Source organism: Acinetobacter sp. 1566109, assembly GCF_000582255.1.
In the GTDB taxonomy this organism is placed as follows: domain Bacteria; phylum Pseudomonadota; class Gammaproteobacteria; order Pseudomonadales; family Moraxellaceae; genus Acinetobacter; species Acinetobacter nosocomialis.
Window position 1 is genome coordinate 1 of record NZ_JEYB01000078.1, and the last position, 13,831, is coordinate 13,831.

A 13,831-nucleotide genomic window follows, 5' to 3' on the forward strand; every position below is an offset into this window, starting at 1 on the left:
TACCAGCGCATTGAGTAAAAACTCGGTATTGCCCAAGAACAAAATAAACAGTAAAAGACCAATTGATACATAAATGTTGATTTCAGACAAAATCCTAAGGCCTTTATTCACCCCAGATGTCACTGAAATAATACTAATACCGACTGCAATGGCAATGAGTGCAAACTGCATCCAGATATTCTCTGGCAGTCCTAATAAAACATGTAAACCATAGTTCAGCTGTACTACGCCAATCCCGCAGGTGGTCGCAATACCAAAAATTGTCCCGATGACGGCGGCAGTATCTACACTATGGCCAATTGCCCCATTAATTCTGTTCCCAAAAATTGGGTAAAGTGCAGAACGAATGGTAAGCGGTAAGTTATAGCGATAACTGAAATAACCAAGTGCCATACCAATCAAGGCATACATACACCATCCGGTCAAACCATAGTGAAACAGCGTCCACACCATACTTTGGCGTGCCGCTTCATAGGTCTGGCCTACACCAACAGGCGGCTGCATATAATGAGATAATGGCTCGGCCACCGAGAAGAACATTAAATCGATACCAATACCTGCCGAAAACAGCATGGCAGACCAACTCAGTAAACTAAACTCAGGCTTTGAGTGTTTAGGACCAAGTTTAATTTCACCATATCGTGAACAGGCAATGAAAATGACAAACACCATATACAGCGTAGCAGCCAGTAAATAATACCAGCCAAAGGTTGACGTTACCCACGCAAGAACGGTGTTAATGGTTCGATTTGCGAAATCGTTAAATAAAAAAGTAACGAGAGAAAAGATTAAAATGATTAGAGCTGAAATATAAAAAACCACACGGTTAAGCGGGTCTTTTTTAGATTTAGATAATGTTAAATCATCAACTGCTCTTGGATTATCTGTTGCCATACAATCCTCAAGGAATAGAAGAAAAATAAAATATTCAATTTAGTCTTTTCACTATTTAACAATAATGAAAAGACTGCTTTGAACGCAAAAAATATAAATAAATGTGATGAACCAAGGTTATAAAACTTCGGTCACTTTGTTCTGGTCACAATTCGATGGAATAGAAATGTCTTTTGAAATAGCTAACTGCTTTTTCGCAACATTCGGGTCAAAATCATCTTGCTTTAGGGCTTTGGCTAGGCCAAACATATAAAGCAAAATAATCACAGAAAATGGTAAACCACATAACACCACTGCACTTTGCATGGAGTTAAAACTACCTGCTAATAATAAGCCGATACTTACAATGGTAATGACCACAGACCAAAAGATGCGTAACCAGATCGGTGAATCACTATCACTGGTGCCCCCTTTCGAGGACAAATTGGCGATCATTAGTGTACCAGACCCAACCGGTGTCAAAAATAAAACGAAACAAATTACAACAACAATCCCGGCAATATACGGATTAAACGGGAGATATTCGAGTAATTTGAATAATGACAACGCTGGATCACTTAAAACCATATCACCTAAAACTTTCTGTTTTTGATTGAGAATTAAATGAATTGCAGTATTTCCAAAAATCGAGATCCAAGCCAAGGTAAAACCTAGTGGAATGAGGCATACACCCAAAACCACTTCTCGAATAGTTCGGCCTTTAGAAATTCGGGCAATAAACATTCCTACAAAAGGTGCCCAAGCAATCCACCATGCCCAATAAAACACAGTCCATGAACCCAACCAGCCACTGGCTTTTTGATTGTATAAATACATATCAAAACTTTTACCCATAAAATTATTAAGGTAATCGCCCGTATTTTGCACAAGACCATTTAACAAATGGTTAGTCGGTCCTGTTAAAAATACAAATAAAAGCAAAGCATAGAGCAAACGTAAATTAATCCGTGATAACCATGCCAAGCCTTTTTCAATCCCGACCACTGTGGTGACTGTCGCCACAAACATCATGATTAAGACTGCAGTAATTAAAGTTGCAGAGCTATGCGGTATTTCAGGAATTAAATAACAAATACCTGAAACTAACACCAAAGCACCAATACCTAAGTTGGTCACGAGCGAAATGACAGTCGCTAAAATACCAAAGCCATCGACAAAATCACCCACTAAGCCATGAACCCGCTCTCCGAAAATTGGATAGAGAGCCGAGCGCAATGCGAGCGGTAAATCCTGTCTAAAGGCAAAATAACCTAATGTCACGCCGAGCAAAGCATAAAGCACCCAACCATGAATACCCCAGTGCAAAAAGCTATAGGTCATGGCATTACGGGCGGCCTGAACAGTACCTGCCTCACCTTCTGGTGGTCTTAGAAAATGGTCAACAGGTTCAGCAACACCATAATAAAGTAGCGCGATACCAATACCTGCCGAAAACAGCATTGAGGTCCAAGCCAAATAGCCAAACTCAGGTTTGTCGTGGTCTTTTCCTAAAGGAATCTGTCCCACTTTTGAGAAGGCAAGCCAAGCCACAAAGCCTAAACACAGCACAATGACTAACATGTAATACCACCCAAAAAAGTGGTTTACCTGTTCTTGCACATAGGTCAGCCAAAACTGACTTTTTTCTGGAAACAGTACAAATAACAGGCCAAAAATGCCGATACTGACTGCCGAACTCCAAAATACGAAACGATTTAACCGAATATGGTCTGAAGAATATCCATCACTTTTCAACACCATCTTATTGCTCCTTGCAATCGGTGTATTTTTTCCAAAATAACGTGATAAGTACTGGACTTATGCGCATCATCCTATCCGTAAGAACTTCTGATTCTACCTCTTCTTCCCCGAAGTCAGATTCAAAAATTCATTGATTTTTACACATCATACTTGTTATTGATTGAACGTTCAATCAATAACAAGTATGATAAAAAAGTGCTATGATGCTCTGCAAGTTAACATGCTGAATTTAAAGCACCCATAAAAGTGCTGATGTGGACAATCATGACAAAACGCAGAGTAAAACCAGAGCATGTGCGCCGTGAAGAGATTATGAACGCTGCACTCGACGTAATTTATGAAGTGGGGTTATCTAATACCACCATTGCACAAATTGCAAAAAAAGCCGAGCTGTCGACCGGCATTGTTAGCCATTATTTTGGCGACAAACAAGGGTTAATAAATACCTGTATGCAAGAAATGCTGAATGTTTTGCGTCGGAAAACCGAACAATACAGAGCAGAAGCAGATTCGCATCCAGAGAGCCAAATTAAGGCCATTATCGACTCTAACTTTGACATTAGTCAGGTAAATGAAAAAGCAATGCGGGTCTGGTTAGACTTTTGGTCTGCAAGTATGCATGTACCGGACCTGAGCCGTTTGCAAAAGATTAATGATCAACGCCTGTACTCCAACTTGAAGTTTTATTTTCTCAAGTTAGTAGATGAACAACAGGCCAGTGTTGCCGCAAGAGGTTTGGCAGCATTGATTGATGGATTATGGCTACGTGGCAGTTTAAGCCGTCATAACGAATTTGATAGCGAACTGGCCCGTTCCATTGCTTACGATTATGTAAAAACGCAATTGCAATTTGCGAACAAGCCTTTGCAGGAGAGACAAAATGAGTGATGTACAAGTTTATCAACTGTATATCCATGGACGCTACGTTGAAGCAACCAGTGGTAAAACATTTAACAGTATTAACCCTGCCAACGGCGAGACAATCGCGACTCTTCAACAGGCATCTGAACAAGATATTGAAGCTGCTGTAAAAAGTGCCCAACAAGGACAAAAAATTTGGGCAGCCATGACCGCTATGGAGCGTTCACGTATTTTACGCCGTGCTGTCGATATTCTCCGTGAACGTAATGATGAGCTTGCCCGTCTTGAAACACTCGACACCGGTAAAGCCTATAGCGAAACATCTACCGTCGATATTGTGACTGGTGCAGATGTACTCGAATACTACGCAGGACTTGCAACCGCTATTCAGGGCGAACAAGTTCCACTTCGCGAATCAAGTTTTTTTTATACACGCCGTGAACCTTTAGGCGTAGTTGCAGGTATTGGTGCCTGGAACTATCCAATCCAAATCGCTTTATGGAAATCTGCCCCTGCCCTTGCTGCCGGCAATGCCATGATTTTCAAGCCAAGCGAAACAACGCCACTTACTGCATTAAAACTTGCAGAAATCTATACAGAAGCTGGCTTACCAGACGGCGTATTTAACGTAGTACAAGGTGCTGGTCGTGAAATTGGTCAATGGCTGACTGAACATCCTGTGATTGAAAAAATCTCATTCACGGGTGGCGTAGAAACTGGCAAAAAAGTGATGGCAAGCGCTGCTGGCTCTACCCTTAAAGAAGTGACTATGGAGCTTGGTGGTAAGTCACCACTCATTATTTGTGAAGATGCTGACCTTAACCGTGCCGCAGACATTGCGGTTATGGCGAACTTCTTTAGCTCAGGTCAAGTATGTACCAACGGTACACGTGTATTTGTTCCAAAATCACGTTTAGCCGACTTTGAAAAAGCCGTTGTAGAGCGTGTAAAACGTATTCGCATTGGTGACCCAATGGCTGAAGACACAAACTTCGGCCCGCTCACGAGCTTCCCTCATATGGAAAAAGTGTTGTCTTTCATTGAGTCAGGCAAACAACAAGGCGCTAAAGTATTAATTGGTGGTGGTCGTGCGACAGAAGGCGAACTTGCCAAAGGCGCTTATGTACTACCAACGGTATTTAGCGACTGCACTGACCAAATGGCGATTGTTCAAGAAGAAATTTTTGGACCAGTTATGAGCATTTTAAGCTATGAAACCGAAGAAGAAGTGATTCAACGTGCCAACGACACGACCTTTGGTCTAGCTGCTGGCGTAGTCACTCAAGATATTAGCCGCGCTCATCGCATTATTCACCAAATTGAAGCTGGTATTTGCTGGATTAACACTTGGGGTGAATCACCTGCTGAAATGCCAGTCGGTGGCTACAAGCAATCTGGTGTGGGCCGCGAAAATGGCTTAACCACGCTTGGGCACTATACCCGTATCAAATCTATTCAAGTTGAACTTGGCGATTATCAAAGCATTTTTTAATGCCTCAATCGCTCTAAACACTTCAACCTAAATCACATATGCCGAGCAGTCTTTATAGATTGCTCAGGCAAACTGTTAGTAAAAAAAGGATAGTTATGAATATTAAAGAATATGATTACATTATTATTGGCGCAGGATCTGCCGGAAATGTACTCGCTGCGCGTCTGACTGAAGACAAAGATACCACCGTTTTACTCTTAGAAGCAGGTGGACCAGATTATCGCTTGGATTTCCGTACACAAATGCCGGCAGCCTTGGCCTATCCTCTTCAAGGTCGTCGCTATAACTGGGCTTATTTAACCGACCCAGAACCGCACATGAATAACCGCCGTATGGAATGTGGTCGTGGTAAAGGTTTAGGTGGTTCATCTTTAATTAATGGTATGTGCTATATCCGTGGTAACGCGATGGATTTAGAACAATGGGCAACTCATAAAGGCCTTGAAAATTGGACTTATGCCGATTGTTTGCCTTACTACAAAAAAGCCGAAACTCGTGACATTGGTGGCAACGACTACCACGGTGATAGCGGTCCTGTATCAGTGGCTACGCCAAAAAATGGCAACAATGTACTGTTCCATGCCATGGTTGAAGCAGGTGTACAAGCAGGTTACCCACGTACTGATGACTTAAATGGTTATCAGCAAGAAGGTTTTGGTCCAATGGACCGTACAGTTACGCCTAAAGGCCGCCGTTCAAGTACCGCACGTGGTTATTTGGATATGGCAAAAGGTCGTCCAAACCTGACTATTTTGACCCACGCCACAACCAATAAAATCTTGTTTAATCAAAAGCAAGCAATTGGTGTTGAATACATTATTGGTGCTGATCAAAACAACTTGCAACGCGCATTGGTTAAACGCGAAGTATTACTTTGTGCAGGTGCAATTGCGTCACCGCAAATTTTACAGCGCTCAGGCGTAGGTCAAAGTACCTTCTTAAAATCAATGGACATTGATGTGGTTCATGATTTGCCTGGTGTGGGTGAAAACTTGCAAGACCACTTGGAAATGTACTTACAGTATAAATGTAAGCAACCCGTTTCTTTATACCCTGCCTTGAAATGGTATAACCAACCTGCCATTGGTGCCGAGTGGTTATTTAACGGCACAGGTATTGGTGCAAGTAACCAGTTTGAAGCGGGTGGATTTATCCGTAGTTCGGATGAGTTCAAGTGGCCAAATATTCAGTACCATTTCTTACCAGTTGCCATTAACTACAACGGTAGTAATGCAGTAAAAGAACACGGCTTCCAAGCCCATGTCGGTTCAATGCGCTCGCCTTCACGCGGTCGTATCAAACTTAAATCGAAAGACCCGTTTGCGCATCCAAGTATCTTGTTTAACTACATGTCGACTGAACAAGACTGGCGTGAGTTCCGTGATGCAATTCGTATTACACGTGAAATCATGCAGCAACCTGCACTTGACCCATATCGTGGTGATGAAATTAGCCCGGGCAAACATTTGCAAACTGATGCAGAGCTTGATGACTTTGTTCGTAACCATGCAGAAACGGCTTACCACCCGTCTTGTAGTTGTAAGATGGGTGAAGACGAAATGGCTGTTGTAGATGGTCAAGGCCGCGTACATGGTATGAATGGTTTACGTGTGGTCGATGCCTCAATTATGCCGCTCATTATTACTGGTAACTTAAACGCAACCACCATTATGATTGCAGAGAAAATTGCAGACCAAATTCGTGGGCGTGAAGCGTTGCCACGTTCAACTGCACCGTTCTATGTCGCGTCATAAAACCGTTAAGGGCATATTTCTTATACAGAGATATGCCCTTAATTTAATAGGTACTGCACAAGCATTAATAAGAACTATGTATGACAAAAAATAAGCGGCTATAAGCTAAACATTTACATAAATATGGCATGAAATAAAAATTAATCTATTTTTATAGGCAAATTATCCTCAAATGATTCAAGTTTAACCAAAATTATTTTAATCATTAACTTTCAAATATTTATACCAAAATAAAAGCTAAAAACAATCTTACAAAAGCTTAATTTGATCAAATATAAATCATATTTATGATTTTGATGAACCCCATTTATTATAAAAATTGTCTTGTCAATGCAAAATTAGTCTAAAATATAGAGTGTTTGCGATAATCCCAAGTAATTTTTCTTTTTTTAAAGTTCTCTGTTTTGGAGAATTTTACTTTCGCATTTATATCCATTTTGTCTGGATACGCTGTCTAGGTTTCCTCACACCTTAAGTGACTCAAATAACTTATTTTAAGGTTCCCCTTGCATGAAAAAGTTTTTGAAATACCTTCTGGTATTAATCATTATTATTTTAATTGCAGGTATTGTTTTCTTGTTTAGACCGATTGCGTCAAAACAAGTGCAAACTGCAAAAGATGAGCCAGTTGTTGATGCTGTTCTTGTTGGCGGCGGCATCATGAGTGCCACTCTCGGTACTTATTTCACTGAGCTTGAACCGAATTGGCAAATTCGTATGTATGAACGTCTTGACCAAGTTGCTCAAGAAAGTTCAAACGGCTTTAACAATGCCGGAACAGGCCACTCTGGCTTTATGGAAATGAACTATACCGAAGAAAAAAACGGTAAGATGGAAATTGTCAAAGCTGAAAAAGTTGCTTCTCAATTTGAAGTCGCTAAACAGTTCTGGTCATATCAGGTAAAACAAGGCGTTTTAGCTGAACCAAAATCATTCATTAACCCTGTTCCACACATTGCTTTCGTTTGGGGCGATAACGTTCAGTTCTTAGAAAAACGTTATGCTGCCATGATTCAAAGCCCGCTGTTCAAAGGTATGAAATTTACTGAAGACCCAGCTGTGATTAAGCAATGGGCACCTTTAGTGATGAACGATCGTGATCCAACTCAAAAAGTTGCAGCGACTCGTATGGAAGTTGGTTCAGACGTAAACTACGGTTCAATCACGAATCAGTTAGTGAAACACTTAAACCAAAACCCAAATTTCAAATTACAGACTTCAACTGAAGTTTCTGGCATCAGCCAAAATGATGACAAAACTTGGACTGTAACTTTCAAAGATTTGAAAACTGGTAAAACAGATCACGTTAAAACACGTTTTGTGTTTATCGGTGCAGGTGGTGCAGCGGTTAAATTATTGCAACTTACTGGTTTACCAGAAGCCAAACAATATGCTGGCTTCCCTGTAGGTGGTGAATTCTTAATTACTGATAACCCAGCAATTACGTCTCAACATACAGCGAAAGTATATGGCCGTGCTGAACTTGGTGCACCTCCAATGTCTGTACCACATATTGATACACGTTATATCGACGGTAAAAAATATGTATTGTTTGGCCCATTTGCAACCTATTCAAACAAGTTCCTGAAAAACGGTTCTCAACTTGACTTGCTTGCATCTACTAACAAAAACAACGTTTTACCAATGACCACTGTTGGCTTGGAAAACCTTGATCTTGTTAAATACTTGGTGAGCCAAGTGATGATGTCAGACCAAGACCGTCTAAATGAACTTCGTAAATACTACCCAGATGCGAAAGCTGAAGACTGGCGTTTAAGCCAAGGTGGTCAACGTGTTCAGATCATCAAGAAAGAACCAGGTAAACCTGCAACACTTCAATTCGGTACAGAAATCTTTGCTTCTAAAGACGGCGCTGTAACTGCATTGTTAGGTGCATCTCCGGGTGCTTCGACTTCTCCATACATCATGCTTAACTTGCTTGAAAAAGCTTTCCCTCAGCAAACTGAAGGTAAGTGGAACCAGAAACTTCATGAAATTGTAGTTTCTTATAAGCAAGACTTGAGCAAAGACCCTGTGTTACTCGACAAAGTTCGTCAGTACACAAGTTCTACACTTGGCTTGAACTATACATCTCCGTTCAAAGCTGCAAACGATGAAACTGCTGCTGCCCCTGTTGCAAAAGCAAACTAAGTTTGATGATGTATAAGTAAAATATCAAAAGGATGAATTTCGATTCGTCCTTTTGTTTTTTAAGACTTCTGTTGAGATATTTAGACTTGCCATGCCGCCTTTAAAATCATCACCTCGCCTCTTACCGTTTTGTTTTAAGCTCGTACTTGTTTTGCTACTGGCTTATCTTTTGTTAAGCGGGTTTTATATGTGGATGATTGGCGGTACAGCCATTTACGTCAGCTCAGCCGTGTTATTTGCCATAACGGCTTATGTATTTAAGCTCGGTAAATATCAAAAACTCTGTGCTGCTTTAAATGTGCTCATGAGCGCAGTCGCGTTATATTTCAGCACAGCTCATCTATTTTTCTCCGCTATTCAGTTCTTTATCTTTTTACCTGCCCTGTTTTTTGTTTTGTTGGCTTTTACTCACGTAAGTAAAATTCGTAGCTTATCTAAAGTTTTAATATTTATTAGTTTATTGGTGTGGTCAGGTATACATTTTTCACAGCTTAAACAACTTCAAGCCTATTATAAAACACAGCATACAGGTGAAAGCTGGCAACAATATGGTGCTTTGTAAGATCATTTTTTATTCTATATTTTCAAATGAATACGTGTTCTTTTTCACATGAAGTTCATCAGTAAAACTGAACATCATCTACAGAATTCCTTTTAAGAAAAAATATTCATAACAATCTAATTTATTTAGAAATATATCGAGCATATTCGCGATTGAACACGGCTCATCTACACGCTAGATTAACTGAATTATTTTTCTCCCGTTATGTTGTAATTTATGAAAATTTTAGATGGCGGTTTAGGCCGTGAATTGGCCCGTCGTGGCGCTCCATTTCGTCAACCAGAATGGTCTGCACTCGCACTTATTGAAGCACCTGAAACAGTAAAAGAAGTTCACCTCGATTTTATCAATGCTGGTGCAGAAGTCATTACCACCAATAACTACGCGGTTGTACCATTTCACATTGGCCAAGAACGCTTTGAAACTGACGGCGTGCGTTTAATTAAAGTTGCCATCGAACAAGCAAAAAATGCAGTTAAAGAAAGCGGCAAAAATGTCAAAATTGCAGGCTGCTTACCGCCGTTATTTGGTTCTTACCGTGCCGACTTGTTCCAACCGGAACAGGCTAAAAACCTTGCTGAGCCTATCATTAACACATTGGCACCAGAAGTTGATTTCTGGCTCGCTGAAACCCAATCTTGCTTAAAAGAAGTTGAAACAGTACACGCATTATTGCCACAAGATGGTAAGGACTATTGGGTGTCATTTACGCTGCAAGACGAAATTAAACAAGAACAAGCGTTACTTCGTTCAGGCGAAAACATGCAGCAAGTGGCTGATTTCATCAAGCAATCAAATGCCAAAGCGGTGTTGTTTAACTGCTGCCAACCTGAAGTGATCTTACAAGCGATTAATGAAATTAAAGGACTTATTCCTGAGTCTGTACAAATTGGTGCCTACGCTAATGCATTCCCACCACAAGATGAAAGCGCTACAGCCAACGATGGTCTGGATGAAATTCGTAAAGACTTAGATGCTCCAGCTTATCTTGGTTTTGCTAAGCAATGGCAGCAAGCAGGTGCAAGTTTAGTCGGCGGTTGCTGCGGTATTGGACCAGAACACATTGCTGAACTTTCTCAATTTTTTAAAGAATAAATACCATGTCTGCTGCCAAAATTGGATTACTGTCTCTTACAGCGCTGGTATTTAGCTCTATGGTGGGGTCAGGCGTATTTAGTCTTCCCCAAAATATGGCTCAAGTTGCCAACGGCTCTGCCCTTCTTGTTGCATGGCTCATTACTGGGGTCGGCATTATTTTCTTGGCTCTCTCATTGTTGCATTTAACCCGTCAACGACCAGACCTAGACGGTGGTATTTATAACTATGCACGCGAAGGCTTTGGAGACCTAATCGGTTTTTGCTCGGCGTGGGGCTATTGGTTGTGTACTACCATTGGTATTGTCGGTTATGTAGTCATTGCCTTTTCAGGCGTCGGCATGTTTACCGACAGCAAAGACCACGTTATTTTTGGTGAAGGTAATACACTCTACTCTCTGATTGGATCAAGCATTTTTGTATGGCTGGTGCACTGGTTAGTAAGCCGAGGCATTAAAGAAGCAGCCATTGTGAATTTACTGGCGACCATTGCCAAAATTATTCCAATGGTCGTTTTCATCTTCTTTACCTTTATTGCCTTTAAGTTTGATTTATTCAAACTCAACTTACATGACTTTTCTTTAAAAGTTCCTCTTTGGCAGCAAGTCAAAGACCTGATGCTGATTACCCTTTGGGTATTTACCGGTATTGAAGGTGCAGTGGTTTTATCATCACGTGCCAAAAACCGTCATGACATTGGTAAAGCGACCATTTTAGGTGTGTTACTGGCCTTAAGTTTTTACGTCATGGTGACAGTACTGGCTTATGGTGTGGTAAGTCGTGAAGCCCTTGCAGGCATGCACAACCCATCAATGGCGACCATTTTGCAGCAACTGATTGGTCTACCGGGTACCATCATTATTACTATCGGCTTGCTTATTTCAGTTTCATCGTCTTATTTAAGCTGGACGTTATTTGCCACTGAAATTCCATATTTAGCTGCAAAAAATGGTGCTTTCCCGAAACTATTTTTAAAGAATAACCAAAATAATGTGCCGATTTCATCACTATGGCTAACTACTATTGTGGTGCAAGGTTCTCTGATTGCCGTGTATTTTTTCAATAAAAACTACACTCAGCTTTTATTGATTTCATCGGTGATGATTTTGCTGCCTTATTTTCTGGTATCGGCGTTTTATCTTAAAGAATCGATTCGCCATAAACGCACGCCACATATTGCCATTGCAAGTGTCGCTTCAATCTATGCACTTTGGTTGCTTTATGCAGCAGGTTTAGACTTACTTCTGTTATCTGGTGTGTTGTATTTGGTTGGTTTGGTTATTTTTTCACTTAGCTACTTTGAGCATAAAAAATCACTTAAACAAAACCAGCTTAATTAATCACTTCAACCACTGTTGAGCCATTTTCAGCAGTGGTTTTCTAAAAACAAAAATTCTATTTTGCAGGCTGCGACTGCTTTAAATGCAATCTTAAAATACGGCGTAATTCTAAAATCGCCTCAGGGCTAGTTTGAATCGAATGGCCACCTTTAATAATCAGTTCTGATTGCTCTCCACCTAAATGTGAACTTTGATACGGCACAATTCCATCACTCATTTTTGACTTATCTGCCGTGCCATTTATGTTCCCCATAATCGAGTGATAGACCACATTGGACGATGGCTGAATAGCTTGGGTCAACTGCATAAAATTAGAAGAACGACTTAAATTACTTGCTCCGTTTTCAATTAAACCTTTTCTGAGTTTTGTATTTTTCTCATCTCTCATTTCAACCGCAATAAAAAAGTCGGCGGGTAAACGAATAATACGGCGAGCAATTTGGGTAAACCATCGGTCAGCGTAGTCAGTACCATGATGCGGCGCCGAAACAAAAACAACCCGCTTAAAATAGGGCAAAGTTTTGAACTCAAAGCGTTCTCGAATAACAGGATTTTCTTTTAAACGCTTTAGCTGTGCTTCATTCATTTTTTGTATGGCTTGCTCTGAAACATCAGCATCGCTTACCAATAAACGGCTAATCACTCCGCCCATACTATGCCCAACCAACACTGCATCGTGCGCAGCGTAACTGTCTTTGGCGACGTTTTGAAAAGCTTGATTCAGCAAAGAGTAAATCTGAAAACGACTTTCAAAAATCGGCATATTGGTTGAATAAAACACCTGCCAAACTTGGTAGTTTTGTCTTAATTCGGCATCGCCCATAATGTCATTGGTTAGGCTCACCCACGCCTCTGGGCTGCTTGCCAGACCATGTATAAACACAATAATTTTCTTATTAGGGTTAAAGGGTTCCAGCATATATAAATGCGGCATGATTAAATTGGCTTCTTTATTAATTAAAGACCAATAGCCTGCTGCACCTAAATTATATTTCGATAACCATAGCCCATAAGGCGCCGAATAGTTAGCAGTGAGTGGATAGTCCACGCCTTCAACTTTCACGCGGTCCTGTCGGTATGGATCAAACATGGCAATTTCTAACTCTGCCCCATCAATGACCTGATCGGCTGTGGCCTTTTGTTTTGGGTAGGCAATGGCCGTGACTGGAAAGAAACGTGGTAAATGAATGTTGGGATTGCTCTGGTGAGCATAAAAAGCGTCGGGATCTAAAATAAAACCATGATTTACATCATGCTCCTTACGCCCCACAATAAATTCAGCACCTAAACCGTCCTTACGGTTGACGGTATTAAACCCTGAAAAGTTCATGTTATAGCTAGAGCGAAAGGTATCGACCTCAATGTTTTGTACATCTACTGCATGGTCAAAATTGACGTGGTACTCATGCCCATCTGCTTTTAGTAACGGTGGGAAATGAAGCGTATTTAAATGATTAAAATACGTGGTCATGAGCTTTGATAAAGCCACGTTATAAAAAATACGCACCTGATTTTGCCGATGGTCAAATACCCGATCGAACGGCGACTCTTCAGAGTCAAACAAATAGACATAGCTATAACGCAAGCTTTTATCAAACAGTGCTAACTCTTGCTCGACACAGCTATTATTTTTACTGCCCACATTACACTGACTGCTACGTCCAACATCTAAAGCTTTTGCCAAATAAATTTCGCTGAGCGCAGCATAACGCTCTTCTCTGCTGCTATTTTCAGACAGTCCCTGAATTTTCTTTAAACAATCATCAAAATTTTGCAGACAAGATTTTTCATTTTCTTTGACCAAATACAGTAAGTTTTGGGTTTGATGGCTTAAAGTATTGTCAGTCAAAATGCTTTCATTTTTACTTTTTAAAGCGCTACTTAAGTTACTTTCTTTTAAATGAATGACCTGACAACCGCTGAGCAGTCCCATTATTGCAAG

Annotated in this window: 10 protein-coding genes; 7 read left to right on the forward strand and 3 right to left on the reverse strand. The window is 40.7% G+C overall.

Annotation, left to right across the window (positions count from 1 at the left end; translation table 11 throughout):
* Both J582_RS22800 and J582_RS22805 read right to left on the reverse strand, forming a co-directional pair.
* Positions 1-894, reverse strand: an 894-nt coding sequence (locus J582_RS22800) for a BCCT family transporter (RefSeq protein WP_032048658.1), incomplete at its 3' end; no start/stop codon positions are given.
* A gap of 117 nt (positions 895-1,011) precedes the next feature.
* Complete coding sequence (locus J582_RS22805; RefSeq protein ID WP_022575078.1) at positions 1,012-2,634, reverse strand: BCCT family transporter; 1,623 nt, start codon at positions 2,632-2,634, stop codon at positions 1,012-1,014.
* Between the two features lie 264 nt (positions 2,635-2,898).
* Here J582_RS22805 and betI point away from each other — a divergent pair, with 264 nt between their 5' ends.
* From betI to J582_RS22835, 7 genes are all read left to right on the forward strand, one after another.
* Complete coding sequence (betI, locus tag J582_RS22810; RefSeq protein WP_032048659.1) at positions 2,899-3,522, forward strand: transcriptional regulator BetI; 624 nt, start codon at positions 2,899-2,901, stop codon at positions 3,520-3,522.
* Entirely contained in the window at positions 3,515-4,987 is a 1,473-nt protein-coding gene (gene betB / locus J582_RS22815) for a betaine-aldehyde dehydrogenase (RefSeq protein WP_002054363.1), read from the forward strand. Before betI ends, betB begins: the two co-directional genes overlap by 8 nt.
* Before the next feature lie 95 nt (positions 4,988-5,082).
* On the forward strand, positions 5,083-6,741 hold the full coding sequence (gene betA / locus J582_RS22820; RefSeq protein ID WP_004888295.1) for a choline dehydrogenase: 1,659 nt from the start codon (positions 5,083-5,085) through the stop codon (positions 6,739-6,741).
* Between the two features lie 510 nt (positions 6,742-7,251).
* Entirely contained in the window at positions 7,252-8,892 is a 1,641-nt protein-coding gene (gene mqo, locus J582_RS22825) for a malate dehydrogenase (quinone) (protein WP_032048660.1), read from the forward strand.
* Positions 8,893-8,983: 91 nt separating this feature from the next.
* A complete protein-coding gene (locus J582_RS0105265; protein WP_032048661.1) occupies positions 8,984-9,454 on the forward strand; it encodes a hypothetical protein in 471 nt (156 codons plus the stop codon).
* 216 nt (positions 9,455-9,670) lie between these two features.
* Complete coding sequence (locus tag J582_RS22830) at positions 9,671-10,549, forward strand: homocysteine S-methyltransferase family protein (RefSeq protein ID WP_000696108.1); 879 nt, start codon at positions 9,671-9,673, stop codon at positions 10,547-10,549.
* Between the two features lie 5 nt (positions 10,550-10,554).
* The gene (locus J582_RS22835; protein ID WP_032048662.1) at positions 10,555-11,889 is read left to right on the forward strand and encodes a basic amino acid/polyamine antiporter; all 1,335 of its coding nucleotides are present in this window, start codon (positions 10,555-10,557) and stop codon (positions 11,887-11,889) included.
* A gap of 55 nt (positions 11,890-11,944) precedes the next feature.
* Here J582_RS22835 and J582_RS22840 read toward each other — a convergent pair.
* Positions 11,945-13,831, reverse strand: a 1,887-nt coding sequence (locus tag J582_RS22840; RefSeq protein WP_032048663.1) for an alpha/beta fold hydrolase, incomplete at its 5' end; no start/stop codon positions are given.

What these genes read in the sequence shown, in the direction of transcription:
- J582_RS22830 (WP_000696108.1), top strand. Translation starts at nt 9,671, where the DNA reads ATGAAAATTTTAGATGGCGGTTTAGGCCGTGAATTGGCCCGTCGTGGC.
- mqo (WP_032048660.1), top strand. Translation starts at nt 7,252, where the DNA reads ATGAAAAAGTTTTTGAAATACCTTCTGGTATTAATCATTATTATTTTA.
- betB (WP_002054363.1), top strand. Translation starts at nt 3,515, where the DNA reads ATGAGTGATGTACAAGTTTATCAACTGTATATCCATGGACGCTACGTT.
- betI (WP_032048659.1), top strand. Translation starts at nt 2,899, where the DNA reads ATGACAAAACGCAGAGTAAAACCAGAGCATGTGCGCCGTGAAGAGATT.
- J582_RS22805 (WP_022575078.1), bottom strand. Translation starts at nt 2,634, where the DNA reads ATGGTGTTGAAAAGTGATGGATATTCTTCAGACCATATTCGGTTAAAT.
- betA (WP_004888295.1), top strand. Translation starts at nt 5,083, where the DNA reads ATGAATATTAAAGAATATGATTACATTATTATTGGCGCAGGATCTGCC.
- J582_RS22835 (WP_032048662.1), top strand. Translation starts at nt 10,555, where the DNA reads ATGTCTGCTGCCAAAATTGGATTACTGTCTCTTACAGCGCTGGTATTT.
- J582_RS0105265 (WP_032048661.1), top strand. Translation starts at nt 8,984, where the DNA reads ATGCCGCCTTTAAAATCATCACCTCGCCTCTTACCGTTTTGTTTTAAG.